The sequence below is a fragment of the Nostoc sp. DedQUE09 genome, assembly GCF_034530915.1.
In the GTDB taxonomy this organism is placed as follows: domain Bacteria; phylum Cyanobacteriota; class Cyanobacteriia; order Cyanobacteriales; family Nostocaceae; genus Nostoc.
Window position 1 is genome coordinate 37779 of record NZ_JAVRCE010000026.1, and the last position, 26653, is coordinate 64431.

Below are 26653 nucleotides of genomic sequence, written 5' to 3' on the forward strand. Positions count from 1 at the left end.
CAAGAGTTCAACAATCTCAAACTCCTGGTTTTCCACTGGGGAAAGGTTAAAGTATAAAAATTTTTATCCTTTAACATTTTCACTACCAAGGACTTTGGCGAACTACTCGTATAGAGTCGTTTGATTTTCAACATAAATGAATTTGCAGTGCTGAACCTGGCTTAAAGGAACAAACTTTAACTCATCAACTTATTTTCTTAATTTATCTTAACTTAGTCTCTCAGGAATTTAACTATAGAAGAATATGCTTAGTCATCCGTCGTAAGAAGTACATTTATATCAATATAATGTATGCTTTTCTAAGTACTTATGATGCTTTTTATACTCAAGAATACTGTATGCATTCGTGTGCTAAGTATATATTCATGGTTTACGTGTTTTAAAACAGGTTTTCTTAATTTATTTACGTGGTGAATGTTTTGTCATCTCTCAAAGGAACTATAAAAAGTTAACAAATAATGTCTTTATCGTTACAAATAATTGACTTAAAAAGTTTTTGCTGGCAATATAAAGACCGCTAAATCGCCTCATGCTTAAATTCAGATAAAAAGTTGTGTAAGTTCTAAGGCAAAAGAATTGACACCCAGATCAAAAGATTTCCTATTGTAACTTTGGTAATGTGCTAATTTTGCGATGCCTACGGCGGACTACGTCTACACAGAATATCAATCTTTCAGGTGACTAAGTTGTAAATGCACAATCACGAAAAAAGCGAAAGAATTGACACCTACATCAAAAGATTTTTTATTGCAAATTAGGTTTTTATTGTAGCGATCAAGTACCTCGGCAGGCGTTTATTAATTAGATCGGTGCGATTAAAGCAAACTATATTAAGTTTTGTAAAGATTCTGAGAAACGCTTAACTTCGGGTTAGTAGCCAGTTTATGCACCTTTACACAATTTAGTTTTTCCCCACCAATCTACTTAAATACTGTGGTCATCACCATAGAAACGAAAAATTTGACATCTACACCAAAAGATTTTTGATTGTACAACAGTCTTCATCTCCTTTATTCTGGTCACAAGAAGCACAGCCTTAAGTGTTGTATGCTTTTAAAATTTTTTGGTAATGCGCTCACAAGCATCAATTAGCAGCGATCAGCCATTTCTACTCTCGACCAAGCTAGCTCATCGCTGCAAAAAACAACAGAGTTGTTTGTAATAAATATTTCTAGAGCTGTGATTGTAAACTAAAAAGCCTTTGTGTAACTTTAATTACGTGAAACTAAACTAATGAGTCAAAATTATACTGGTTCAAATCCTCTCATCACTACTGAGCCATACAAGGAACTTCCAGAGAACAAATATGTAGAATCTGTGACTGACTCCCGTCAGCTTGATGAATCAGAGAAGAATGGGGGGATTGAGGCTTTTTTAAACGATGAAATAGCTCCAGCACTCTCAGTTGCCGATGCGATCGCTCAGATGTTGGAAAATTTGGGAGTAAGCTACGCCTTTGGTGTTGCAGGTGGTGCAATGGCGAGCCTTTGGGGTGCGCTATCCAATAGCAGCATCGAAGTGTTGAACTTCCGCCATGAAGCCGGGGCCGCATTTGCAGCGACCGAAGCATACTTTGCCAATAATCGCCCCACTGTAGTTTTTACCACAGCGGGCCCGGGGATCACCAACGCCCTCACCGGACTATTTGCGGCTCGTGGTGAAGGTGCAAAGGTAATTTTACTGTCAGCTTGCACCTCAGCACCGCAGCGTGGACGTTGGGCTATTCAAGAAACCAGCACTTATACATTGCCAAGCGGAGGAATTTTTACCCCAGGAGCGTTATTCAACTATGCAATCACGATTGAATCTGCGGCTCAACTACCGCAGATTTTTCGTAAATTGGCTTTGGCTATGGCGCAACCAGGCGGATTTGTTGCTCATTTGAGCATTCCCACTGCTGTGCAGACAAGTTTAGTTGAGAATATAGCTTTACCTCAACTAGATGTTTCTCCATTTCCGATGACAGCTTCCAAAGAAGCGATCGCTAAATCTGTAGAGTTATTATCATCTGGCCCCTTTGCCATCTGGGTTGGTTTCGGTGCGCGTGACGCAGCAGAGGAAATCCTTGAACTCGCTGAAAAAACCGGAGCCGCCGTCATGTGCTCACCCCGTGGTAAAGGTATCTTCCCCGAAGATCATCCCCAGTTTGTGGGCGTTACAGGTTTGGGCGGTCATGCTTCCGTCTTAACTTATATGGAAGAACAACCTCCACTACGCACACTCGTATTAGGAACCCGCCTTGGCGAACCGACTTCTTTCTGGAGTTCGGCGCTAGTTCCAAAAGGAGGTTTTGTCCATGTAGATATTGACCCGGAAGTGCCAGGTGTAGCCTATCCCCACGTTGAAACTTTTGCAGTTCGGTCTGATATCAAAGCTTTTGTAAAAGAGTTGTTGCAGCAATTACCAGATGCTCCTGATTCCACAATGTTGCTACCTCGTCCAGAACACAAAGCAATCGAACCTGCACCAGAGGTAGATTATCCAGTGCGGCCAGAAGTATTGATGGCAGCAATTCAAAAGATCATTGTTGAAGATAGCGATGCCGTAGTCATGGCGGAGTGTGGTAACTCGTTTACTTGGTCAACTCATCTACTCCAATTTTCCGAAGCCAATCGTTACCGAGTCAGCACCGGAGTCGGCGCAATGGGTCACGCCGTCACAGGAGTATTGGGTGCAGCACTGGCGAGCAAAAGCAAGGCTGTAGGGATTGTCGGCGATGGAGCAATGCTGATGAATAACGAAATCAGCACAGCCGTGAAATACAAAATTCCTGCAATCTGGATTGTCCTTAACGATGCGCGTTACAACATGTGCCATCAAGGGATGAAAATCTTAGGGTTAAAGGGCGCAGATGCAACAATCCCACCCACAAACTTCGCCATGATTGCTCGTGGTATGGGAGCAGAAGCGATCGTAGTCGTCAGAGAGTCGGATATTGAAGCCGCGTTAGAACAAGCGATCGCATCAAATGTTCCTTTTCTCATTGATGTAGTGATTGACGCCGATCGCCCAGCACCTTCTGGTGGACGTAATAAAAGTTTGGCAGCCCAAGGAATTAAATCAAGTGCTGCTAAAAATGCAGCCAAGCAAGTTTCATTCCCAATGGTTTGATTTTAAAACCTGGCAATTTCCTGCAATTTTTATAGACACTAAAACATCTCAACAAGTTGGACTTTACAATCCAGTTTGCATTAATCCATTCAACAAAAGACAAAGGATAAATTTAGAAGCTGCAAAAACCTTATTCCAGCCAAATAACTATACCCAATCAACTGGAATTTTTGATTTTTAAACCCTAAGTCTTTTCTTAACTTCATCTAATCTTAATGTTCGAGAGTTGTTTTGTGTCTATATATTTACATTTTGTAATGGTCATTACTTTCTCTAACCAATCCTAAACAATATCAAGAGGTCAAAATGCTGCTATTTGAAACTGTTAGAGAAATGGGTCACGAACAAGTTCTTTTTTGTCATGGTAAAAATCCCGAAATTAAGGCAATTATTGCCATCCATGACACAACTTTGGGCCCAGCAATGGGAGCTACAAGAATCTTGCCTTATGTCAACGAAGAAGCTGCTTTAAAAGATGCACTTCGTCTGAGTCGTGGGATGACATATAAAGCTGCTTGTGCCAACATTCCGGCTGGTGGAGGTAAAGCAGTCATTATCGCTAATCCTGAAAATAAAACAGATGACTTGTTGAGAGCTTACGGACGTTTTGTTAACAGTCTCAATGGGCGTTTTATTACCGGACAAGATGTCAATATTACCCCTGATGATGTACGGACAATCAGTCAAGAAACTAAATATGTTGTTGGCGTATCAGAAAAATCTGGTGGGCCTGCTCCCATAACATCACTAGGAGTTTTTCTAGGAATTAAAGCTGCTGTAGAATCTCGTTGGCAGAGTAAAAGACTTGATGGTATGAAAGTTGCAGTTCAAGGCTTAGGAAATGTTGGTAAAAATCTCTGCCGTCACTTACATGAACACGATGCCCAGCTTTTTGTTAGTGATGTAGATCCAGTAAAAGCAGAAGAAGTGAAACGCCTTTTTGGCGCAACTGTTGTAGAACCAACCGAAATTTACTCACTTGATGTAGATATTTTTGCTCCTTGCGCTTTAGGCGGAATTCTTAATAGTCATACAATTCCTTTTCTGCAAGCTTCGATTATTGCTGGTGCAGCTAATAATCAATTAGAGAATGAGCAATTACATAGTCAAATGCTTGCTAAAAAAGGGATTCTTTACAGCCCTGATTATGTAATTAATGCTGGAGGACTAATCAATGTTTACAATGAAATGATTGGTTATGACGAAGAAAAAGCTTTCAAACAAGTGCATAACATTTATGACACGCTATTAGCAATTTTTGAGATTGCGAAACAGCAAGAAGTTACTACTAACGACGCTGCTAGACAATTAGCAGAAGACCGAATCAACAATAGTAAGCGAACCAAGACTAAAGCGATCGCAGCCTAATTATTATTATCTTCAGGAGTGAGAAATGGAAAAAAATACCTTTGCTACATCAGCATATATTGCTACTTCACCAGAGAGCGCTTTTGAATACCTTTGCAGCTTAAAGAACTTGGATGAATGGACGCTTTATAGCCGGATGAAAGAGCAAATTGACGAAGATACCTGGCTGGGAACTGCGTCTGGTTATCACAAGAATCTCTATTATCATGTTAAAAAATTAGAAAATCCACTTTTCTATGGCATAGAGTGGCACTGTGGATTAGAGTATCAGAAATATTTTCAGGTTTACCCTGTATTGCTGTTTCCTACAGATTATATCGAGCCTGGAACAGATGAAAAAGGTGTGTATTTTCACTGGTTGAGCTTTGTCGATCCCAAACGGCAAACTCAGATGATTATGCAGGGAATTCATACAGTACACACTTCTGAATGTCGTTCTCTCAAAGGTAATTTGGAACGCAAAGTAGGTTTGACCTCAGCAGCCAAAGGACGCCACTTTATTGATACAGACACCATTTATGTCGATGCCCCAATTGAAATCGGTATTGAATACCTAAAAGACCTAAAAAATGTAGATGAGTGGGCGCATTTACTGCGACCCAATGGTGAGATCACTGCTGAATCAGGTGAATTCAAAGATGAATATGACCAAAAAGTAAAAGTGTCTGTGCGAGTTCATTCTTTGAGTAAATACTACTTACTTGAACAAGAACATTTTTATCCAGATTACGAATATTATCAGCGTTCTGTAGCATTACTGATTCCAACCGCTTATGCTTTCGCTGACCCAGAAGCCTCTGGTTTCATCCTACATCGAATCACATTCTGGAAAACAGATGGAACTGTCACCCACGGCAAACTTCAGATTGAAGACTTTGGTGCTGAGAGCATGAACATCAAACGTTTACTCGAGGCCAAAGCTGGCAACCTCAAATCATTTGACCGAGGAATGAGCTATCTACCAAAGATTCAAGAATCGCTAATTAATAGTCATTAGTCATTGGTCATTGGTCATTGGTCAACTAACAAATGACAAATGACAAATGACAAAGGACAAAACATGAAACTGAAAAAACTTACCATTACTTTACTCACTTTTTGTGTTGCCGCCTTTTCGGGGATCAAAGCTGCCTCAGCCGCATCCTTTTCAGTAATCGCCGACGGTCTATATAACGCTGGAGGTTTGAGCTTTAGCCCTGATGGTAATCTCTATGTTACAGAGGCGGGAATAGGGGGAAGTGGAGGTTGCGTTCCACCAGCAAGCGGTCAAGGTGATTCTTTATGCTATGGCACAAGTGGGGCAGTTACCAAAATTGAGAATGGTAAAACCGAACGCATACTTACAGGACTTTCTTCCTTAGCATTACCAGATGGGACTGGAGCCGCCGGCCCTCGTGATATCAAATTTGATGCTCAAGGTAAACCTTATATTCTGATTGGGTATGGGGCGAATCCAACCTTTCGCGATCGCAATTTGGGTAACACTGACCTCGGTAAAATTATCGCTGCCGACTTTAATACCAATACCTGGAAAAGTGTTGCCGATTTAGCTAACTATGAACTCGCCAATAATCCCGATGGTGGTGATGTTGGTAGCAATCCCTTGGGTTTCCTAATAGATGGCAATAAGTTAGTTGCAACTGATGCAGGTGCAAACAACTTACTCAGCGTCAATACTGCCGTTAGTAATTTGCAAACTATTACCACCTTCCCCGAAGACATTTTGACGAATCCCATCTTTCCACCCTCCGGTACACCATCTAATGAACCAGCACAGGTTCCATCTCAAGGTGAAGTGGTGCAATCGCAGTTTGCAACTCAACCAGTACCCTCAAGTGTAACCAAAGGCCCTGATGGCGCTTATTATGTCAGCCAATTTACAGGTTTTCCCTTCCCTGAAGGTGGAGCAAAAATCTATAAAATCGGTGCTGATGGTAAGCCAACAGTATATGCCGATGGTTTTACCCAACTCACAGACTTGGAATTTGATACTGAAGGCAATTTGTATGCTTTGCAGTACGCCAATCAGTCAGCTTGGAAGGGTGATTTTGATGGTTCTGTCATCAAAATAGCTCCTGATGGGACACGCACAACTCTTCTGAGCGGGAATGGATTAGAGTCGCCTAGCGCCTTGACTATTGGTTCTGATGGTGCAGTATACGTCACCAATCGAGGCGATCGCCCTGGACTTGGACAAGTTCTCAGAATTGAAAATATCAAGTCTGTCCCTGAACCGAGTTCTGCTTTAGGTGTATTAGCGATCGGCGCTTTCAGCGTTGGTTGGTTGCACAAGAAAAGAAACTCTAAACCTCTCATAGATAGAGTTGTGGCGCTCAAGTAAAAAGTTTCAAACCAATATCAGTGCCTCTCAAGGACATTTACCCTGCATTCTTCAGGGACTAGAATTCCTTCTCTTTAAAACCATAAAACTTTCCCGAAATTAGTAACTCTTAATCTCCCTTGAAAGGTATGAAACTCAAATCATTTGCTCTTACATCTCTGACATTTTGTTTTGCTGCTATTTGTGGAACGCCATCTGTACAAGCTGCAACGCTAACGAAAATTGTCGATGGAATCAGTAATGCACGGGGTAATAGCTTTGGCCCTGATGGAAGTCTATACATAGCAGAACCAGGTATAGGAGGAAACGGGAATTGCCAGCCATCTCCAAGTGCAATATTTCAGCCTCTTTGTGCAGGCAATACTGGTTCACTCGTTAAAGTCTCACCAGACGGTACCAAAACGCGTTTACTTACTAACTTTCAGTCTGTCGCAGAACAACCCTCCGGCAACCAAGGAGCTGGTATTCAAGACCTGCAATTTGACTCTTTGGGAAATGCTTATCTTTTAACTGGGTTTGCTGGATATCCTGGAAACCGCGATAAAGAAACACTTAAACTTGGTTCTAAATACCCTCTCCCAGAAACGCAACTTAAAGTTTTTCCGCCATCCGCGCCCGATAAAGTTTTGAATGCCTCGAACTTAGCACAACTATACAAAGTTGACCTGAATACCGGCTCTCTCAATAGTATTTTTGACTTTGGCAAGTATGAAATTACCAACAATCCAGATGGTCAAGATGTAGTTACCAATCCCTACGATCTGACTATCGGTGGCGATACTGCTTATGTCGTTGATGGAGGTGGAAACGCTGCTTACAAAATTAAACTTGATGGCAGTGGCTCTGAAGCGATCGCAATTCCTAAGAAAATCCTTAGCGCCTCAGTGTTGCCATCTGCGCCACCAGGGCAAGAGTTACCTCCAGACCTAGTAGAGTTGCTTCCAGGGCTAGTAGAACAGGTTCCTGGAGGGAAAATAGCCGTTCAATCAGTACCAACAGGTGGCGCAATTGGCCCCGATGGAGCTTTATACGTTGGTGAATATACGGGTTTTCCTTATCCAGAAAATCAATCACGGATTTTCCGCATCGGCAAGGATGATAAGCCAGAGGTCTTTCTAGATGGGTTTACGCACATCACCGACCTAACTTTTGATGAGAAAGGCAATTTGCTGGTCTTACAGTTCAGTGACACCTCTCAGTTAAACGGTGACATCACAAATCTACCTGGATCTCTGATCCAAGTTTCTCCTGATGGCACTCGCACAACACTCGTTGCAGCAGGTGAAGGGCTAGATTCGGCTGATGGAATTGATATTGGGCCTGACGGCAAGATTTATATTACCAATCGCGGTGTCGGCCCAGAAAACGGGCAGGTTGTTCGGGTGGATGGTCTGGTTACACAAAGAGTCCCCGAATCTGGTTCAGTAGTTGGCTTACTAGCACTTGCTAGTGTAGGCGCAACTGCTGCTTTCGCCAAGCGCAAACGCCAAGACAAGTTGGGTGAATTGCTACCCAAAGCAGAGATAGTCTAATTCCTCAAAACCTTGGCTCTGTCAAGTAATGGTTATAGAATAGGCTGCTGCCTCACACAGAAAGTTGCATTTCAAACAAGAGGCAGCAGCCCGAATATTAGGGTTCCCGAACTGGGAGTGGGAACAAAATTAGTCTAGGAAAGAGTATACACTCATACAACCAGGACTTCAAACTCATGGGATTAGTCAAAAATTTGTCAATCGGCATTCTCGGTGCTGGATTCATGGTGTTGGCAACAGCAGCCCAAGCCAAGGCTGTAACATTAACTTACGACAGAAGTATCGGCAGTCCTGGTTTCGGCCCTGGAGAACTGTTTGTTCCCCAAGGGATAGCGGTAGATAGCCAAGGGAATACCCTCATAGCTAACGGACGCGGTGTTAACCCGGATGGCACTCCTAACTTCAACCTCGGTAACAAAATTGAAAAATTTAGTCCCAGCGGTCAGTATATTGGAGCAATTGGCTCCGGTGGCACAGGACCTGGACAGTTTGACGAGCCAACAACTGTAGACTTTAATCCCGTAACAGGGGATCTGTATTCAGGTGATGTTTACAACAACCGCATCAATCAATTCGATTCTCAGGGTAACTTTATTAGATCCTTTGCAAACGGAGATTTTACCCCTCGTGTAAATGATAGGATTTTCTTTGGCCCATCTGGTTTGACATTTGACAAAACTGGCAACGTTTACGTAGGTGATTTTAACGGCGAAAGAATCCTTAAATTCACACCAGACGGACAGCCAATTGGTGTCATTGGTGGCGCTCTTGGCACTGCACCTGGGCAATTCCAAGGTGTAGCAGGTGTAAGAATTTCCCCCGTTAGTGGAAATATCTTTGTAGCTGACCAGTATAACAACCGCGTTCAAGTACTCGATCCAAATGGTAATCCTCTGTTGGCATTTGGTTCAGCAGGTAGCGGGCCTGGACAGCTTCTTCAGCCAATTGGCATCGAAGTAGACGAGCAAGAGAATGTTTATGTAGCTGATTCTATCAACAGCCGCGTTCAGGTGTTTGATAAAAACGGTAACTTCTTGACTTCCTTCGGTCAACCAGCCCTAGATGCATCAGGCAACCCTGTACCGCCTCCAGCATTAACTGGCCCTCCTTTTGGCAATCCCCTTGACCTCACTCCAGGCAGATTTAACTGGACGGGTGGTACAACCCTCAAAGATGGCAAGCTTTATGTGGGCGATTTCTTCCAAGGTCGCGTCCAAGTGTTAAACGTAGAGGGCAGAAGGCAAGTACCGGAACCTAGCTCAGGATTGGGTTTAGCATTGCTCGGACTTGGGGCTACTACTATCGCATTGCGGAAACGTGGACAACAAAAGCCAGTCTTCAGTTTAGAGAAATAACTGCAAAAACAGTGCTAGTAGTCAGTCAAGTTGAAATTAATAGGTAAATAAGTTCGTAGTAAGGACTAAAGTCCTTACTACAAATCTTCAGGACATTAACGGTTAATGCACATTCTGATTTATTCATACAACTATCATCCAGAACCAATTGGTATTGCACCTTTGATGACTGAACTAGCAGAAGGGCTGGTGAAGCGAGGGCACCAAGTGCGGGTAATCACAGGTATGCCTAACTATCCTCAGCGTCAGATTTACGATCGCTATCGGGGTAAGTTATACGTTACTGAAGAGAAAAATGGTGTCAAAATTCAGCGTAGTTACCTGCGGATTAAGTCTAAACCTAACCTTCTAGATCGGCTACTGCTAGAGTTGAGCTTTGTCTTTACAAGTTTGCCACAAGCTCTCAAGGGTGAGCGACCTGATTTAATTCTTTTAACAGTGCCACCGTTACTCGTTTGCTTACCTGCAACTTTAATAAGTTGGCTATACAACTGTCCAGTAGTCCTGAATGTACAAGATATCCTGCCAGAAGCGGCTGTGCGTGTTGGGCTAATTAAAAATAAGTTGATGATTCTGGCTTTAGAAGCTTTAGAGAAATTTGCCTACCGAAAAGCACATACCATTAGTGTGATTGCTAATGGCTTTGTAGATAATTTAATAAATAAAGGTGTACCTGTTAATAAAATTGCCTGCATTCCAAATTGGGTAAATCTAAATTTTATCCGCCCTTTACCAAAAAAGAATAACTATTGGAGAGCTACCCATCAACTCGATGGTAAATTTGTAGTGCTTTATTCAGGTAATATTGCTCTGACGCAAGGTTTGGAGACAGTAATAGAAGCAGCAGCTTGCTTGCGCCATATTAATGATATTGTCTTTGTCGTAGCTGGCGAATCCCAAGCTCTCGAAAGGTTGCAAAAACATTGTCTTGCTTGTGGTGCAGATAACGTTTTGCTTTTACCATTGCAACCGCGAGAAAAACTACCGCAAATGTTAGCAGCTGCTGATGTCGGGTTGATTGTGCAAAAGAGCAATGTGATTTCCTTCAATATGCCTTCTAAAATACCATTGTTGTTAGCCAGTGGTCGCCCAATTGTCGGTTCAGTTCCTGCCACTGGTACTGCTGCCAAGGCTATTCAAGAAAGTGGCGGCGGTATTATCGTGAAGCCAGAGTCAGCAGATGCTTTAGCCACTGCGGTATTAGATTTATATAATCAACCGGAACTAGCAGCAAAATTAGGGCGTGAAGGAAGAAAATTTGCGGTAGAAAACTACTCCTTTGAGCAAGCGCTAGATCGGTATGAAGAGTTATTTTATGATGCGATCGCCAAAGAAGCAACGACTTTGGATATCTTGCCCAAATTGAGTTCTCAGGAATCACTTGTTGATCAAGAGCTTTTGGTACATACCTTGCCCCTTATGCGCGTCGTATCTCAAAGACTAATGACAAATGAAAAATTCAGATCGGCTGAAAAAAACTGACCAAAGGTTGATCGCCTTATTGAGCGATCGCATATCATTATTAGCAGCATCAGAACAACCTTCTCTAGATGAGCAACTGGCTGATGTCGCTCCTCTACTCGCCCAAGCTGGTATTCCTGAGTCTGTTTGGGCAGGTGTGCTAAACAGTTGTCATGCTACTTTAATTCCTAAATATGCAACAAATCATGTCACTCCCCGACAAATTACCATCATCGGTGGACGCGGTAGGATGGGAAAGTTATTTAAGGAGCAACTTTCGCTAGTAGGTAATAATGTTAGCGTCCTCGAATATGAAGATTGGGAATACGCAGAACAACTATTAAGTCAGACAGAATTAGTTTTAGTCAGTGTTCCTATTGAACATACAGTTGATGTTATTAAGCGGGCAGCTAAATACCTCGCTCCAAATACAGCTTTGTGTGACATCACGAGCATCAAAACTCAGCCAACTCAGGCGATGCTGGAACACCATTCTGGCCCAGTTATGGGTTTACACCCAATGTTTGGGCCAAATATCAAATCGTTTTTCGGGCAAAAAGTAGTAGTGTGTCCAGGTCGAAACGATGATTCATTTGAATGGTTTTTAGACTTGATTAAAAGTCAAGGTGGAGAGTTAATTTTTTGTACGCCTGAAGAACACGATCAAATGATGGTGATTGTTCAAGCAACGCAACATTTCTGTAGATTTAGTCTTGGTATTTTCTTAGCCCAAACAAAAATTGATATACAGCAGACTTTAACAATGTCAACCCCTAATTACCGTCAAGAAATTGACATTGTTAAACGTTTGTTTTCCCAAAACCCTCACTTATGTGTGGATATCATGCTAGCTACAGAAGAAAGATGTGATGCGATTAGTTTTTTAGCTGATACTTACAGTCGTTTAGCAAAACTAGTAGCGATGAAAGATAGAGATGCATTAATTCAAGAATTTGAAAAGGCGCAAAGCTTTTTTGAAGAGAAAATTAACAGCTTTATACAGCCTTTAAATACAATTGCTATTCAACGAGATTTTCAACCAAAGCTGCACACAAATATTAGCATTTAAATAAATATAAATATGCTGATAGACATCTTTCACGATACCGTTTGTCCTTGGTGCAGAATTGGGAAAAAACATCTGTTTGATGCACTGGCACAACGGCAAGAACAAGAAGTACATATCCGCTGGCATCCTTTTCTTTTAGACAATACTATTCCTGCGGAAGGATACGAATTCCGCAGCTTTATGCAAAATAGAAAAGGTATGAAAGCGGAAGAAATACAACAGATATTTGATAATACGCGACACGCAGGTGAGGCGGCTGGGGTTAAGCTAGATTTTGACAAAATCCGTTTGGCTGTCAATACTAAGCTTTCTCATCAACTGATTGCACTTGCACCCGCAAAGGTAAAAAACGATGTTGTCGAAGCTATTTATCAAGCTTACTTTGAAGACGGTTTGAACATTGGAAATCTTGACGTTATTGTTGCCATCGGTACAGCGTATCAGATGAATGCTAGCGAATTAAAGTTGCAATTAAACGATCGTGTGGTGAGTGATGCAGTTATTGCTGAATCAACATTTGCTCGGTTAAATGGCATCAACAGTGTGCCGTTCTTCGTTATCAATAACAAAGTTAAGGTAAATGGTTCTCACTCGGTAGAGGTATTCCTGGAAACTTTGAATCGTGCTGCACTTTTAGATATACCTGCAAAAATATGATAGTTGACATCAAGCAAAAAAGTAGATTAATTCATCAACGTGTTTCGGTTACTTTTGACTACGAAGTTTACTTCACCCAAAATTTATTTGAGTTGAAAAATCCTACCTTAGCCCAAGTGATTGGTGCGGATGAGGAGACAAAGCCGAAGAAAATATTTGCAGTGGTAGACGGAGGAATATTAAAGTATCAACCTGAATTGGCAAAGCAATTAGTCGCGTATACCAAGTTTTATGCAGAAGTACTAGCGATCGCAGCCGAACCGATGATAATTTCGGGGGGAGAAGCAGCTAAAAACGATCGCACTTTAGTAGAGGAAATCCAGCAACAGATTGAAGCTGCCGGATTATGTCGCCACTCTTACATATTAGCGATCGGGGGTGGGGCGGTATTGGATTTAGTCGGATATGCAGCCGCAACTGCTCACCGAGGAATTCGTCTAATTCGGGTTCCAACAACGGTGTTAGCGCAAAACGATTCTGGGGTTGGCGTCAAAAACGGCATCAATGCCTTTGGTAAAAAGAACTTTCTCGGCACGTTTGCGCCACCTTATGCAGTTATAAATGATTCTGCGTTCTTGACAACTTTAGACGATCGCGATTGGCGTTCTGGAATCGCAGAAGCTGTCAAAGTGGCGCTGATTAAGGATGCTAGATTTTTTGATTTTATCCACTCTCACACCACAGCCTTGAAGCGGCGAGATATGGATGCTATGCAACAGGTTATCTATCGTTGCGCTCAGTTGCATTTAGAACATATTGCCAATGGCGGCGATCCTTTTGAAATGGGTTCGTCTCGTCCCCTGGATTTTGGACATTGGGCGGCTCATAAACTGGAGCATTTGACAAATTATCGTTTGCGTCATGGCGAAGCAGTTGCGATCGGTATTGCTTTGGATAGCACTTATTCTTATTTGGCAGGATTGCTGGATTGTTCGGAGTGGCAACGGATATTAAATACTTTATCAGCGTTGGGTTTCACGTTGTATGTGCCAGAACTGGCTGATAAGTTATCACAATTGGAAGATCCTAATTGTTTGTTTCGGGGTTTGACTGAATTCCGCGAACATTTAGGGGGAGAGTTGACTTTGACGCTGTTAAAAGGGATTGGAAAAAGAATCGAGGTTCATGAGGTGAATTTGTTGTTGTATAAGCAAGCAATATCGCTGTTGCGAGAATTGAGGGGGGAATTTTAAACGCAGAAGTAGATGCTCTGCGGCTTGCCGTACCCCTCCGGGGAAGCAAGCTACGCGGAGCATCTCCTAGCGTAGGAATGCAGAGATTTTATGACATTATTTACTACTTTTGGGGGAGGCGGATTTTTTAAATATGGTTGTTAGTAAAAGTACTAGAAAAGCGGTATAAAAAGCGAATAAATTGACACCCAATCGAAAAATTATTCAATGTATTATCTGCTTGATATCTAGTATTCTTAAATAAGAAGCAAAAAGTTTTTGATTACACCTTTTAAAAAGAATATGTTGACTTAGATTGATAGAAAATTATCTAAGTCTTTCTAGGTTTGAAAATAACTACTAATAATGATTAATGGTTGACTAACAAATATTCTAGAGAAATTACTCATGGTTTTTGATTCACGTTCCTACAATACTCTTGGTGGTGTCACTATTTCTCGTTCCATCACTGAAGTTAAGATGGACACTGCCCTGGAAGATATTCTGTTCCATTTAAATTCTCAGCGTGGAGGGTTGCTAAGGAGTAGCTACGAATATCCAGGCAGATACAAAAGATGGGCGATCGGATTTGTCAATCCACCATTAGAGTTGACTACACAGGATAATGCTTTCACTTTGATAGCGTTGAATGAACGCGGTCAAGTACTTTTGCCATTCTTTTTAAAGAGACTATCCCAGTCCGAACAACTTGAGAACGTTACCCAAGAAGATAACTGTATTGTAGGCTTTATTAAACCTTCCGAAAAATTATTTACTGAAGAAGAACGTAGTAAACAGCCTTCGTCATTTACAGTTGTCCGCGAAATTCTATATACTTTTTCTAGCCAAGAAGACGAGCATTTAGGCTTGTATGGTGCGTTTGGTTATGACTTAGTTTTTCAGTTTGAACCAATTACCCAACATCTGGAACGTCCTACAGATCAGCGCGATTTGGTGCTTTATTTGCCAGATGAATTGATTGTTGTTGACTACTATCAACAACGTGCATTTCGTTTACAATATGATTTTAAAACAGCGCACGGCAACACCAAGAATCTTCCTAGAACAGGTGAGTCTGTAGATTATCGCGGCAAACATCTTTTACCAAATCAAACTGCTGACCATAAAGTAGGCGAATATGCGAAAAAAGTTGAGGTCGCACTCGATTATTTCCGCAGAGGCGATTTATTTGAAGTTGTTCCTAGTCAAAACTTTTTTGAAGGCTATGAAGACGAACCCAGCAAACTATTTAATACCTTAAAGGAAATAAATCCTAGTCCTTATGGGTTTATTTTTAATTTAGGTGGCGAATATCTGATTGGTGCATCTCCAGAAATGTTTGTGCGGGTTGAAGGTAGGCGGGTAGAAACTTGTCCAATTAGTGGCACTATTAGCCGGGGACAAGATGCTCTTGATGATGCGGTGCAAATTCGTCAGTTACTCAACTCTCACAAAGATGAAGCTGAGTTGACCATGTGTACTGATGTCGATCGCAATGACAAATCTCGAATCTGCGAGCCTGGTTCGGTACAAGTCATTGGTCGTCGCCAGATTGAATTATACAGCCACCTGATACATACAGTAGATCATGTTGAGGGTACACTGCGATCGCAATTCGATGCTTTAGATGCCTTTCTTTCGCATACATGGGCGGTTACAGTCACCGGCGCACCCAAAAGGGCAGCAATAGATTTTATTGAACAGCACGAAAAGAGCGCCCGACGTTGGTATGGTGGAGCAGTCGGCTATTTAAATTTCAACGGAAATTTAAATACTGGCTTAATTCTGCGGACAATTCGATTAAAAGATTGCATCGCCGAAGTCCGAGTTGGGGCTACTGTCCTTTATGACTCCATACCTCAAGCAGAAGAACAAGAAACAATTACCAAAGCTGCTGCTTTATTTGAAACGATTCGCCGTGTAAAGCAAACGAGTCAGAAAATTGATGAGTCTGGTTCTCTAAAATTAAGTAAACAGATTCCAGGTGTAAAATCTAGCAAACGCATCTTACTAATAGACTACGAAGACTCATTTGTTCATACCCTAGCCAATTACATTCGCCAAACTGGTGCAAGCGTTACTACACTGCGTCATGGTTTCTCGGAATCGTTATTCGATACAGAACGCCCTGACTTAGTTGTATTATCTCCTGGCCCTGGTAGACCAAGTGATTTTGGAGTTTCCGAGACTGTCGGTGCGCTTCTGCATCGCCAAATTCCGATTTTTGGAGTTTGTCTAGGACTGCAAGGCATCGTTGAAGCTTTTGATGGCGAATTGGGAGTTCTCAACTATCCTCAACATGGCAAATCTTCACGGATTTTCGTCACCGATTCCAATTCTGTCACCTTCAACAACTTACCGGAATCCTTTGCAGTGGGTAGATATCACTCATTGTTTGCCCTACCGCAACGTTTGCCAAAAGAACTCAAAGTAACAGCGATTTCTGATGACGACGTAATTATGGGCATTGAACATCAGACACTTCCCATCGCCGCCGTTCAGTTTCATCCAGAATCAATCATGACTCTAGGTGGAGAAGTCGGTCTGAAAATCATTAAAAATGTGGTGCGTGCATATACGCAAGTCAAAGAGTCATTAGTCATTGGTCATTAGTCATTGGGCATTGGTTATTAATTATTTTCCCCTGCTCCCCGGTCACTGAGCGTAGCCGAAGTGCTGCTCCCTACTGCTCCCTAATCCCTCTAGCATTTTATGACTAACCAAGTTGCCCTTCCCCGCCATATTCTTGAAGAAATTGTGTTGTATAAAAGGCAAGAAGTTGCACAAATGCAGCAAGAACTGCCTTTAGCTTCCTTGCGACAACAGTTAAATACAGCCCCGACTGTGCGAAATTTCTTGACTGCTTTACAAGAAAACCCCAATCAACCTAGCTTAATTGCCGAGGTTAAAAAAGCATCGCCTAGCCGTGGGATTATCCGCGCAGATTTTGACCCAGTTGCTGTTGCTCAAGCTTATGAACGAGGCGGTGCAGCTTGTCTATCAGTCTTGACTGACGAAAAGTTCTTTCAGGGCGGTTTTGATAATCTGCGGAATGTGCGTCAACAAGTTGCATTACCTTTACTATGCAAGGAGTTCATCATTGACCGCTATCAAATTTATTTAGCACGGACAGCAGGTGCAGATGCAGTATTGTTGATTGCAGCTATTTTATCAGATCGAGAACTCCAAGATTTTTTGCAAGTAATTCACGATTTGGGCATGACTGCGCTAGTAGAAGTCCATACCTTAACTGAACTGGATCGAGTGCTAAAGCTTGATAACCTAAGTTTAGTAGGAATCAACAATCGCAATTTAGAAGATTTTACCCTTGATTTAGGAACAACACAGCAACTCTTAGCAGAGCGTCAACAACAATTACAAAGCTTAGATATCACCGTTGTCAGCGAGTCTGGACTGTATACACCTGCTGATTTATCTCTTGTTGCTGAGGCTGGCGCGCGTGCAGTTTTGATTGGCGAGTCTTTAGTTAAACAAAGCGATGTCGAACAAGCTGTGCGTGAGATTTTGAGTGCTGAGTGCTGAGTGCTGAGATTTTGAGTGCTGAGGTAAACCTCAAAAATGAAGCTTTGATACTCGACGACGGAGTTCAAAGACTCGTTAACGGAGATAAAAGCCTCGTTCACGAGGATCAAAGACTCGTTAACGGAGATAAAAGCCTCATTCACGAGGATCAAAGACTCGTTAACGGAGATAAAAGACTCGTTCACGAGGATCAAAGACTCGTTAACGGAGATAAAAGACTCGTTCACGAGGATCAAAGACTCGTTAACGGAGATAAAAGCCTCGTTCACGAGGATCAAAGACTCGTTAACAAAAAATTTAGCATGGGCATCGCTAATTGCTAAGTGTAAATTATTCTAAAACTATTAACCAATCATTAACTATTTTTCAGAATGACTTCTATCTCTGATTCCTTTCAAACTTTACGCGATCGCCAACAGTGTGCTTTAATCCCTTTTATCACAGCAGGCGATCCTAATTTAGAAACCACTGCCGAGGCTTTACGCATCTTAGATCGCAATGGTGCTGACTTCATCGAGTTGGGTGTTCCCTACTCCGATCCTCTGGCAGATGGGCCAGTGATTCAAGCAGCAGCAACCCGCGCTTTGCAAAAAGGCACAAAATTAGAGCAAGTGCTAGAGATGTTACACGTAGTGATTCCTAGCCTAAAAGCGCCGATAATTCTATTTACTTACTACAATCCCATTTTGCACCGGGGTATTAAGACATTTTTGGCGCAAATTGCCACTGCTGGAGTGCAGGGATTAGTAGTACCAGACTTACCCTTAGAAGAAGCAGAAGAATTAATCCAAACTGCTGCCTCTTTCGGAATTGAGGTAATTTTACTCGTAGCTCCTACCAGTTCTAGAGATAGAATTGAAGCGATCGCTCGTCAATCTCAAGGTTTTATCTACCTGGTGAGTGTCACAGGCGTTACAGGTGTCCGCGCTCAAATCCAAGACCGCGTAAAGTATTTATTAACAGATTTGCGAAGCGTCACCGATAAACCTATCGGCGTTGGTTTTGGTATTTCAGGGCCAGAACAAGCACATCAAGTAAAAGAATGGGGTGCAGATGCGGTGATTGTTGGTAGTGCCTTCGTTAAAAGATTAGCAGAAGGTAGCCCAGCAGAGGGACTGCAAGCTCTGGAACAACTATGCCAAGAACTTAAAACAGCCATTACAGAAAGTCTGCGTGAAAGTCCATCTCTTCAAGAGGTGAGATAAATCCATCCGCAGACTTAGGGTGTATACACAAGTCGAATTACCCCCCTTAATCCCCCCGATGTATTGGGGGGAAACAAGAAATCCAGTTCCCTCCCCTTTATAAGGGGAGGGTTAGGGTGGGGTAAAACCAGGTGAGTAAACTGTTTCAGACTTGTATACAACACCTAGCGCCCCTCTGCCCCCTGCCCCTCTGCTTCCATTAAGATAATGAAATCCCTGCTGAAATCTGTCAAAATATTAATTTATAGCGTACTTCTAGTTAGCACCTTTGCTATTACAGTCTTTGCAAATGATCGCATTGACCACAGACAATACAAATACCATTGGAATCATAATCTTCCAGGGCAATACGCTCATTTAGCTGTAAGAAAGAACGTAACTGACCTGACATCAGCAGAGAAAACAGCCTTCGTCAAGGCTATCAAAACCTTAAAAACTACAATTCCCGCAGGTAGCAAGGTCAGTATTTACGACCAATTCGTTGCTATACATATAGGGGCAACACGCTTAATTCATAATCATAAAGGGCATTCCAATGCTTCCGTCCAAGAACTTGCTCATGAAAATGCCGCATTTTTCCCTTGGCATCGAGAATATATCCGCAGATTTGAACAAGCACTGCAAGCAGTAGACCCAACTGTTACTCTGCCATACTGGGATTGGACTGACCCCAAAGCACTTGATGTAATTTTTAACGATGATTTTCTTGGTTCTAACGGTCAAGGAGTAACCATCAAAATTCCAAATCAGGGAAACTTTACAGGCGGGCCTGTAAAATCTGGAGCTTTTGCTGCTGCAAATGGCTGGGTTATGAATCCAGTATTAAACATTGACCAAGATACTGGGACATCATTAGGTACATCACTTGTTCGCTTTCTACAAGCACCTCCTGCGACTGATTACCCTGTGTCCAAAAAAGATATTGAGCGTGCCCTGAGTCTTAATAACTATTCTCTATTTCGCCCCGCTTTGGAAGGATTTATCTCTGTAGATGAGCAGGGTAAAGTCACCCCAGGAGGATTCCTACATAACTATATTCATGGTTTTGTCGGTGGAGTACAGATAGACGCAAGCACAAGACCCGTAAAGTTTAAAGGTCTAGGTACCATGAGCAATATACCAAGTTCGCCCTATGACCCAGTATTTTGGTTGAATCATGCAAACGCAGACCGCCTCTGGGCTGAATGGCAAGAGAACGGCCATCAAGGTAGCGATTTTTATCCTGCTAATGGTCAGGCTTACGGACACAATCTTAAAGACCTAATGTGGCCTTGGGATGGCGGTATGTCTACCCCCAAAGCTACGCCATTAGGAGATTTACTATCTCTATTACCAAATTTTGACTCTAGCGATTTGGTGCGCCCTATAGACGTTTTGAATCACAGAAAACTGGGCTATAGCTACGAAACCCGCGAAAGGAATACGCAAAGAAGATTTTAGTAGCATAAGTTCTCAAAAGTTAGAACGAGACGCTTGGAACCCCACTTCCATTCCTCTCCCCCACAGGGAGAGAGGCTTTGATTCTTACTCCCCTTCCCTTGAAGGGAAGGGGTTGGGGGTTAGGTTTGACAGAAAGTCACACACGGCGTAAAGAAAGTAAAAAATACTCGAACATAAAAGGATTTTAACCAGTGGTAAGCATACAAGAAATTAAGACTGCAACTGTTCAACCAGATTCTTTGGGCAGGTTTGGAAAATTCGGCGGTAAATACGTCCCAGAAACCTTAATGCCTGCATTAAGTGAGTTGGAAGCAGCGTTTCAACAATATAGCAACGATGCGAGTTTCCAAGCAGAACTGCAAAACTTACTGCGCGATTATGTGGGACGACCCAGCCCATTATATTTTGCTGAACGCCTGACAACAAACTACGCTAGACCAGATGGCACAGGGCCGCAAATTTATTTGAAGCGCGAAGATTTAAATCATACAGGCGCTCACAAAATTAATAATGCTTTGGCTCAGGTGTTGCTAGCTAAACGTATGGGCAAGCAACGGATTATTGCAGAGACAGGTGCAGGACAACACGGCGTAGCAACTGCAACTGTATGTGCGCGGTTTGGTTTGAAATGTGTGATTTACATGGGCGTTCAGGATATGGAACGCCAAGCCCTGAACGTGTTCCGCATGAAGTTAATGGGAGCAGAAGTTAGTCCAGTAGAGGCAGGTACGGGAACTCTCAAGGATGCAACTTCTGAAGCAATTCGGGATTGGGTGACAAACGTAGAAACAACCCATTACATCCTGGGTTCTGTTGCCGGGCCTCATCCCTACCCAATGATTGTCCGTGACTTCCACGCGGTAATTGGTATAGAAACTCGCGCTCAAGCCCAGGAGAAATGGGGAGGATTACCAGATATTCTACTGGCTTGCGTGGGTGGAGGTTCCAATGCGATCGGGTTATTCAATGAATTTGTCCATGAACCTTCGGTGCGCCTAATCGGAGTCGAAGCGGCGGGTGAAGGTGTAGATACAGAAAAACACGCTGCTACCTTGACAAAAGGAAAGATAGGTGTATTGCACGGTGCAATGAGCTATTTACTGCAAGATGATGATGGTCAAGTCATCGAAGCCCATTCAATTAGTGCCGGATTAGATTATCCCGGCGTTGGGCCTGAGCATAGTTATTTAAAGGATCTTGGTCGCGCTGAGTATTACAGTGTTACCGATAAACAAGCGTTAGAAGCGTTGCAAAGGCTTTCGCAACTAGAAGGAATTATCCCAGCCTTAGAAACTGCTCATGCGATCGCATATCTCGAAACCCTTTGTCCTCAGTTAGAAGGCAATCCCCGCATCGTCATTAATTGTTCCGGCAGAGGTGACAAGGATGTGCAAACCGTCGCCAAAGTCCTAATTCCTTAATTTTCTTGTCATTTGTCCTTTGTCCTTTGTCATTTGTCCTTCGTGAATGACCAATGAATATGATCGCTGTAACCCAAACTCCACCCGATAAAATCTCCATCCCTTCTGAGTTATACAACTGGCCAGGTTTATTGCAACAGTTGTTGAATCGGCAATCATTGACGGTTCCCCAAGCTGCGGATCTGATGCAGGGTTGGCTCACAGATGCCATTCCTGATGTTCTATCAGGAGCGATTTTAGCCGCAATTCAAGCTAAAGGTGTATCCGCCCAAGAATTAGTCGGCATGGCCACTGTTTTACAATCCCAAAGTCCCCCACTCAGCACTCAGCACTCACCACTCAGCACTCTAATTGACACCTGCGGAACTGGTGGAGATGGCGCTTCAACCTTTAATATTTCCACTGCTGTCGCCTTTGTTGCCGCCGCCGCCGGGGTAAAAGTTGCCAAACATGGCAATCGTTCCGCATCTAGCAAGACTGGTTCGGCTGATGTGCTGGAAGCTTTGGGTATAAATCTCAACGCTACTCCAGAAAAAGTGCAAGCCGCAGTAGGTGAAATCGGAATCACCTTTTTGTTTGCTCCAGGTTGGCATCCTGCACTCAAAGCGATCGCAACTTTGCGAAAAACTTTGAAGGTGCGGACTGTTTTTAACTTGCTCGGCCCGCTAGTAAATCCCATGCGACCGACAGGGCAAATTATCGGTGTCAACGATCCGCTTTTATTAGAGGAGATTGTTCAAGCTTTATCCCAATTGGGATGTCAGCAAGCGATCGCACTTCACGGACGGGAACGTTTAGATGAAGCTGGTTTAGCAGATGTCACTGATTTAGCTGTACTCCAGGATAAAAAAGTGCGTTCTCTAACGCTCAATCCTCAAGAACTTGGTTTGAGTTTTGCACCGACTGCGGCGTTGTGCGGTGGCGATGTCCAAGAAAATGCCGAAATCTTGAAGGCAGTTCTCCAAGGTAAAGGCACTCAAGCGCAGCAAGATGTAGTCGCTTTAAATACAGCCCTCGCACTGCAAGTTGGTGAAGCCATTGATGGCGAAACTGATGTTTTAGCAGGTTGTGTTAAAGGTATTACCCTTGCCAAGGAAATTCTGCAAAGCGGCGCGGCTTGGACAAAACTAGAACAACTTGCTGAATTTTTGCACTAGACGAACCTCTCCCACCCAGCCTCCCTCTCCTACGAGGAGAGGGAGGAGCAATGAAAAAATAAGGTTTTTAAGCCTCTCTCCGTTTCGGGGAGAGGTTTGGAGAGGGGTCAATATATTACACCCAAAAACTATACGGAAGGAAAAAAAGATGATTATCATACTTAAAAGCGGTACACCTGTTGAAGAAATTACTCGCATCAGCCAAGAAGTAAGTGAGACTTGGGGAGTCACGGTAGAAAAAAGCGTTGGCACTCATAAAGTTGTGCTGGGGCTAATTGGTGATACCATTAGCATCGATAAATTACAGGTTCAAGAGTTCAGCCCTTGGATTGAGCAAGTATTACGAGTGCAACAACCTTTCAAACGGGTAAGTCGAGAATTCCGACATGGAGAAGCCAGCGAAGTTGTTGTACCAACACCTAACGGTGATATCTATTTCGGCGAAAATCATCCAATCGTAGTAGTAGCCGGGCCTTGTTCCGTTGAAAATGAAGCGATGATTGTCGAAACAGCAAAGCGGGTAAAGGCAGCAGGAGCGCAGTTTCTACGTGGCGGAGCTTACAAACCCCGCACTTCACCTTATGCGTTTCAAGGTTATGGTGAAAGCGCTTTAGATTTATTAGCAGCAGCGCGAGAAGCTACAGGTTTAGGTATCGTCACAGAACTGATGGATGCTGCGGATTTATCAGCAGTGGCGAAAACAGCTGACATAATCCAAATCGGAGCGCGAAATATGCACAACTTCTCGTTGCTGAAAAAGGTAGGCGCTCAAGATAAACCCGTCCTACTGAAGCGGGGAATGTCTGCCACAATTGACGAGTGGCTGATGGCAGCAGAATATATTTTGGCATCTGGAAATCCCAATGTGATTCTTTGTGAGCGGGGAATCAGAACTTTTGATGGCAAATATGCCCGGAATACTTTAGATTTATCGGTGCTTCCGGTATTGCGATCGCTTACCCATTTACCAATTATGATTGATCCTAGCCACGGTACAGGTAGGTCTGAATATGTGCCATCGATGGCAATGGCTGCGATCGCAGCTGGTACAGATGCTTTAATGATTGAAGTTCACCCCAATCCAGCAAAAGCTTTATCCGATGGCCCCCAATCTCTCACCCCTGATAAATTTGACCGCTTAGTTCAAGAAATGTCAATTCTAGGTAAAGTAGTTGATCGCTGGTCTACACCTGCATTTGATAAGATTGGTGAAAGCCGCATTCTCTCCACGCCAGAACTCTTAAATAAGTAGGTCACAAAAGGTAAAATCGTCAAAGTTCTTGCGATTGCTTTGTTACACTCCGTTTCACTCGCAATGACATACTTATAAATTTTCCCGCCCACCTACTTAGACGTAATCTTGACCGATTTTTGCAAATGGCTAAACCTGATTAGCAGATTTTTTATAATAAAGAATCTGCTAATCAGGTTTTCTTAAAAAGAGTATAGGCGATCGCGATTGAATTTTCGCCTCACGTGCAAATCTTCCTCTTCGCAAATGAACTGAGTATAACCCTGCACGTATGCAGAAAGGAAGAAGTTTATCTACACTAAAAAGACACCACCAAGATCGTTCTCCCCTGCGTAGTCTGTATTAAAGAAATTTAGGTTATTGCTACTTCCAAAGTCTTGAATAATAACTTGAGACAAATTGCGCGCAGATATTATCAGATCAGGAGATGAGGTTCCAACATTTGCAACAGATTTAGCCACAAACGTTAACTCACGATCACCATTTATGACGATAGTTTCCGACGAGTTGTAGTCTGTTATTATGGCATCTCCAGCAGGATTGTTGTAGTAGTTAGCGTAACCGTCGCCAGCCACATATATATCAACTCCTCCGCCTCCTGTTAAAACATCTTTGCCTGTTTCATTATAATTACCTATGCCTATTAAGATATCATTTCCATTACCACCAAGAAGCGTGTCGTTTCCCGCACCTCCTACGATAAGGTTGCTAGAATTAGTACCTTGCAGACGATTATTGAACTGTGTGCCCGTTATCTTAGTATCGTATTGAAAGACTGCTAGAGGATCATTGCGATCAGAATCATAAATTCGATAGTCAGCCATTTTACACCTCTTCAACAAAAAGGACTAAGCTAATCGTGATTCCAAATTCCGGCTTGAGTGCCATAGGATTAGGGTTTAGCGCACAGTTAGTACAATTTGAAGGCAGATTAGCTTTATTTGTTAGGAAGTATAGTGAAAAACAAAATGCAGTTGAGTAAAATGCAACAGAAATTTACCGCTCGGCTTCAGGAAACTTTACGGGGCGAAATGATTCATAGGTTAAGCGAAATACTTAAATAATTTCTTTTAAAGTCTTACCATCTGCATCTCCTATTTCAATACACGCTCCAAACAGAGCTACCCAAATTCATTAACAACATAAAAACAGTAAAAAGTTTTTCAAACATTTTCTAAGCTCGACTTTTTCCAAAATTAAGAACTCGCTTTCTTTATCCGGCAAAAACCCTAGCGTTTTGGCAAATACTTTTTCCACGTCACAGATTATAGATGAAGTTAAAAAAGTAAAACTACTGCCCTACAAAAGTTTCAGCTTAAGCGATTGTGCAAAGACTCCGCAGGCAATGCTTTTCGGATAAGCCTAACAATCTCTCTTTTTGCCTGGGAAAAGGTTAAAGGGCAAGGGGGAAAGGTGAATTCAAACCTTTTCCCTTTCCCCTTTCCCCGTTAACCGAAAAGTATTGACTCCGCAGGAGTATCGCGTTGCGAAAAAAATGGATAAAGTCGAGCTAAGGGCGTTTCGTAATTAATCGTCTTATATTCCGACACTAAACTGAGTATAGTTATGGTGCGGAGCTTACGATGTGAAAGCTAAATAAGAGTGAAAAGCCAGATCTCAAACTACCTATTTTTTTTGAGTTCGTGCATACTTCTCACAACCTTTGTTACTAGATTTCTGGGTGTAAATCTAACGCTTTCAGTCAATAGCTTATTTCTCATACCAGGAACAACAACAGTTTTGTTCTTCATTAAGCCGCGATAACCAATATTCGCAACGGTTGCTGTATCCATCATTCTGCTAACGTTAGCAATCTTTGAATCTTCCATTGCTGCTGTTTGTTGAAATTCTGATGCTGTTGGCCCTGGGCAAAGAACAGTCACGCTAACACCTGTACCCTGTAATTCATTAGCGATCGCTTCTGAAAATGATAAGACATAAGCTTTAGTAGCAAAATAAACTGCCATTAGAGGCCCTGGTTGAAAAGCAGCTGCTGAGGCGACATTTAATATTTTTCCATAGTCTTGCTCGACCATATCCTTGAGAAATAGCTTTGTTAAGTGAGTCAGGCTGACCATATTTACCTGGAGCATTTGCAGTTCAATGCTGAGGTCTGTTTCGCTGAATGCTCCATAAGTACCAAAGCCAGCATTGTTAACCAGCACATCAATCTTAATGGATGCTTGCTGTAGTTCTGTGAAAATTTCTTCTGGTGATGTTGGGATAGATAAATCCTTAGCTAGAATTTTCACAGAAATGCCAAACTTTTGCGGGAATTCATCTATAATTTCAGTAAGTTTTTCTTCATTCTTATCTACTAATACCAGATTATAACTATGACGAGCAAAAATTTGGGTTAATTGATAGCCTATCCCACTAGCCGCTCCTGTAATTAGAGCAGTTTTTTTTTGCCGACTTTCAGATGTTTTATTCATGCTAAAAAAATGGCGAATGTAGGTTAATTAATTTAAGTTTTATAAATTTAGCTACAGCAATATATAATTTTGCTGTAGCTATTTTTATACAGACAATAAATGATGCTATCTACCTGAAACGAGTATACTTCAAT

General features: G+C 42.4%; 19 protein-coding genes. 17 read left to right on the forward strand and 2 right to left on the reverse strand.

Annotation, left to right across the window (positions count from 1 at the left end; translation table 11 throughout):
- Positions 1-1233 precede the first annotated feature (1233 nt).
- From scyA to aroF, 17 genes are all read left to right on the forward strand, one after another.
- Positions 1234-3111, forward strand: coding sequence for a scytonemin biosynthesis protein ScyA (gene scyA / locus RMY27_RS17770; protein ID WP_322665396.1), 1878 nt, complete (start codon positions 1234-1236; stop codon positions 3109-3111).
- Positions 3112-3417: 306 nt separating this feature from the next.
- Positions 3418-4479: a tryptophan dehydrogenase ScyB gene (scyB, locus tag RMY27_RS17775; RefSeq protein ID WP_322665398.1), complete on the forward strand. Its 1062-nt coding sequence runs from the start codon at positions 3418-3420 to the stop codon at positions 4477-4479.
- A 25-nt stretch (positions 4480-4504) separates the two neighbouring features.
- The gene (gene scyC / locus RMY27_RS17780) at positions 4505-5476 is read left to right on the forward strand and encodes a scytonemin biosynthesis cyclase/decarboxylase ScyC (RefSeq protein ID WP_322665400.1); all 972 of its coding nucleotides are present in this window, start codon (positions 4505-4507) and stop codon (positions 5474-5476) included.
- A 63-nt stretch (positions 5477-5539) separates the two neighbouring features.
- Entirely contained in the window at positions 5540-6820 is a 1281-nt protein-coding gene (locus tag RMY27_RS17785; RefSeq protein ID WP_322665477.1) for a ScyD/ScyE family protein, read from the forward strand.
- A 128-nt stretch (positions 6821-6948) separates the two neighbouring features.
- Complete coding sequence (locus tag RMY27_RS17790; protein WP_322665402.1) at positions 6949-8352, forward strand: ScyD/ScyE family protein; 1404 nt, start codon at positions 6949-6951, stop codon at positions 8350-8352.
- Between the two features lie 176 nt (positions 8353-8528).
- A complete protein-coding gene (scyF, locus tag RMY27_RS17795; protein WP_322665404.1) occupies positions 8529-9707 on the forward strand; it encodes a scytonemin biosynthesis PEP-CTERM protein ScyF in 1179 nt (392 codons plus the stop codon).
- Positions 9708-9812: 105 nt separating this feature from the next.
- Positions 9813-11189, forward strand: a complete 1377-nt coding sequence (locus RMY27_RS17800) for a glycosyltransferase family 4 protein (RefSeq protein ID WP_322665405.1) — start codon at positions 9813-9815, stop codon at positions 11187-11189.
- The gene (gene tyrA, locus RMY27_RS17805) at positions 11158-12237 is read left to right on the forward strand and encodes a bifunctional chorismate mutase/prephenate dehydrogenase (RefSeq protein ID WP_322665407.1); all 1080 of its coding nucleotides are present in this window, start codon (positions 11158-11160) and stop codon (positions 12235-12237) included. The genes RMY27_RS17800 and tyrA overlap by 32 nt, the downstream gene beginning before the upstream one ends.
- Positions 12238-12249: 12 nt before the next feature.
- Positions 12250-12894, forward strand: a complete 645-nt coding sequence (locus tag RMY27_RS17810; protein WP_322665409.1) for a DsbA family oxidoreductase — start codon at positions 12250-12252, stop codon at positions 12892-12894.
- Positions 12891-14087 (forward strand): 3-dehydroquinate synthase, encoded by a 1197-nt coding sequence (locus RMY27_RS17815; RefSeq protein WP_322665411.1) that lies wholly within the window; start codon positions 12891-12893, stop codon positions 14085-14087. Before RMY27_RS17810 ends, RMY27_RS17815 begins: the two co-directional genes overlap by 4 nt.
- Before the next feature lie 387 nt (positions 14088-14474).
- A complete protein-coding gene (locus tag RMY27_RS17820; protein ID WP_322665413.1) occupies positions 14475-16679 on the forward strand; it encodes an anthranilate synthase in 2205 nt (734 codons plus the stop codon).
- Positions 16680-16778: 99 nt separating this feature from the next.
- Complete coding sequence (gene trpC, locus RMY27_RS17825; RefSeq protein ID WP_322665415.1) at positions 16779-17609, forward strand: indole-3-glycerol phosphate synthase TrpC; 831 nt, start codon at positions 16779-16781, stop codon at positions 17607-17609.
- A 371-nt stretch (positions 17610-17980) separates the two neighbouring features.
- A complete protein-coding gene (trpA, locus tag RMY27_RS17830; RefSeq protein ID WP_322665417.1) occupies positions 17981-18814 on the forward strand; it encodes a tryptophan synthase subunit alpha in 834 nt (277 codons plus the stop codon).
- A 207-nt stretch (positions 18815-19021) separates the two neighbouring features.
- On the forward strand, positions 19022-20254 hold the full coding sequence (locus RMY27_RS17835; protein ID WP_322665419.1) for a tyrosinase family protein: 1233 nt from the start codon (positions 19022-19024) through the stop codon (positions 20252-20254).
- 191 nt (positions 20255-20445) lie between these two features.
- The gene (gene trpB / locus RMY27_RS17840) at positions 20446-21675 is read left to right on the forward strand and encodes a tryptophan synthase subunit beta (protein WP_322665420.1); all 1230 of its coding nucleotides are present in this window, start codon (positions 20446-20448) and stop codon (positions 21673-21675) included.
- Between the two features lie 59 nt (positions 21676-21734).
- On the forward strand, positions 21735-22832 hold the full coding sequence (trpD, locus tag RMY27_RS17845) for an anthranilate phosphoribosyltransferase (protein WP_322665478.1): 1098 nt from the start codon (positions 21735-21737) through the stop codon (positions 22830-22832).
- A 148-nt stretch (positions 22833-22980) separates the two neighbouring features.
- Positions 22981-24084, forward strand: a complete 1104-nt coding sequence (gene aroF, locus RMY27_RS17850; RefSeq protein ID WP_322665421.1) for a 3-deoxy-7-phosphoheptulonate synthase — start codon at positions 22981-22983, stop codon at positions 24082-24084.
- A gap of 293 nt (positions 24085-24377) precedes the next feature.
- Here aroF and RMY27_RS17855 read toward each other — a convergent pair whose 3' ends face one another.
- Positions 24378-24908, reverse strand: a complete 531-nt coding sequence (locus tag RMY27_RS17855; protein ID WP_322665423.1) for a hypothetical protein — start codon at positions 24906-24908, stop codon at positions 24378-24380.
- Between the two features lie 798 nt (positions 24909-25706).
- Entirely contained in the window at positions 25707-26519 is an 813-nt protein-coding gene (locus RMY27_RS17860; RefSeq protein WP_322665425.1) for an SDR family oxidoreductase, read from the reverse strand.
- Between the last annotated feature and the right edge of the window lie 134 nt (positions 26520-26653).

Bases quoted from the DNA above. Each gene is read 5' to 3' on its own strand.
- RMY27_RS17810 (WP_322665409.1), top strand. From the start codon at position 12,250: ATGCTGATAGACATCTTTCACGATACCGTTTGTCCTTGGTGCAGAATT.
- RMY27_RS17815 (WP_322665411.1), top strand. From the start codon at position 12,891: ATGATAGTTGACATCAAGCAAAAAAGTAGATTAATTCATCAACGTGTT.
- tyrA (WP_322665407.1), top strand. From the start codon at position 11,158: ATGAAAAATTCAGATCGGCTGAAAAAAACTGACCAAAGGTTGATCGCC.
- RMY27_RS17820 (WP_322665413.1), top strand. From the start codon at position 14,475: ATGGTTTTTGATTCACGTTCCTACAATACTCTTGGTGGTGTCACTATT.
- RMY27_RS17785 (WP_322665477.1), top strand. From the start codon at position 5,540: ATGAAACTGAAAAAACTTACCATTACTTTACTCACTTTTTGTGTTGCC.
- trpD (WP_322665478.1), top strand. From the start codon at position 21,735: ATGATCGCTGTAACCCAAACTCCACCCGATAAAATCTCCATCCCTTCT.
- RMY27_RS17860 (WP_322665425.1), bottom strand. From the start codon at position 26,519: ATGAATAAAACATCTGAAAGTCGGCAAAAAAAAACTGCTCTAATTACA.
- scyC (WP_322665400.1), top strand. From the start codon at position 4,505: ATGGAAAAAAATACCTTTGCTACATCAGCATATATTGCTACTTCACCA.
- scyA (WP_322665396.1), top strand. From the start codon at position 1,234: ATGAGTCAAAATTATACTGGTTCAAATCCTCTCATCACTACTGAGCCA.
- scyF (WP_322665404.1), top strand. From the start codon at position 8,529: ATGGGATTAGTCAAAAATTTGTCAATCGGCATTCTCGGTGCTGGATTC.
- RMY27_RS17790 (WP_322665402.1), top strand. From the start codon at position 6,949: ATGAAACTCAAATCATTTGCTCTTACATCTCTGACATTTTGTTTTGCT.
- RMY27_RS17800 (WP_322665405.1), top strand. From the start codon at position 9,813: ATGCACATTCTGATTTATTCATACAACTATCATCCAGAACCAATTGGT.
- RMY27_RS17835 (WP_322665419.1), top strand. From the start codon at position 19,022: ATGAAATCCCTGCTGAAATCTGTCAAAATATTAATTTATAGCGTACTT.
- RMY27_RS17855 (WP_322665423.1), bottom strand. From the start codon at position 24,908: ATGGCTGACTATCGAATTTATGATTCTGATCGCAATGATCCTCTAGCA.
- trpC (WP_322665415.1), top strand. From the start codon at position 16,779: ATGACTAACCAAGTTGCCCTTCCCCGCCATATTCTTGAAGAAATTGTG.
- scyB (WP_322665398.1), top strand. From the start codon at position 3,418: ATGCTGCTATTTGAAACTGTTAGAGAAATGGGTCACGAACAAGTTCTT.
- aroF (WP_322665421.1), top strand. From the start codon at position 22,981: ATGATTATCATACTTAAAAGCGGTACACCTGTTGAAGAAATTACTCGC.
- trpA (WP_322665417.1), top strand. From the start codon at position 17,981: ATGACTTCTATCTCTGATTCCTTTCAAACTTTACGCGATCGCCAACAG.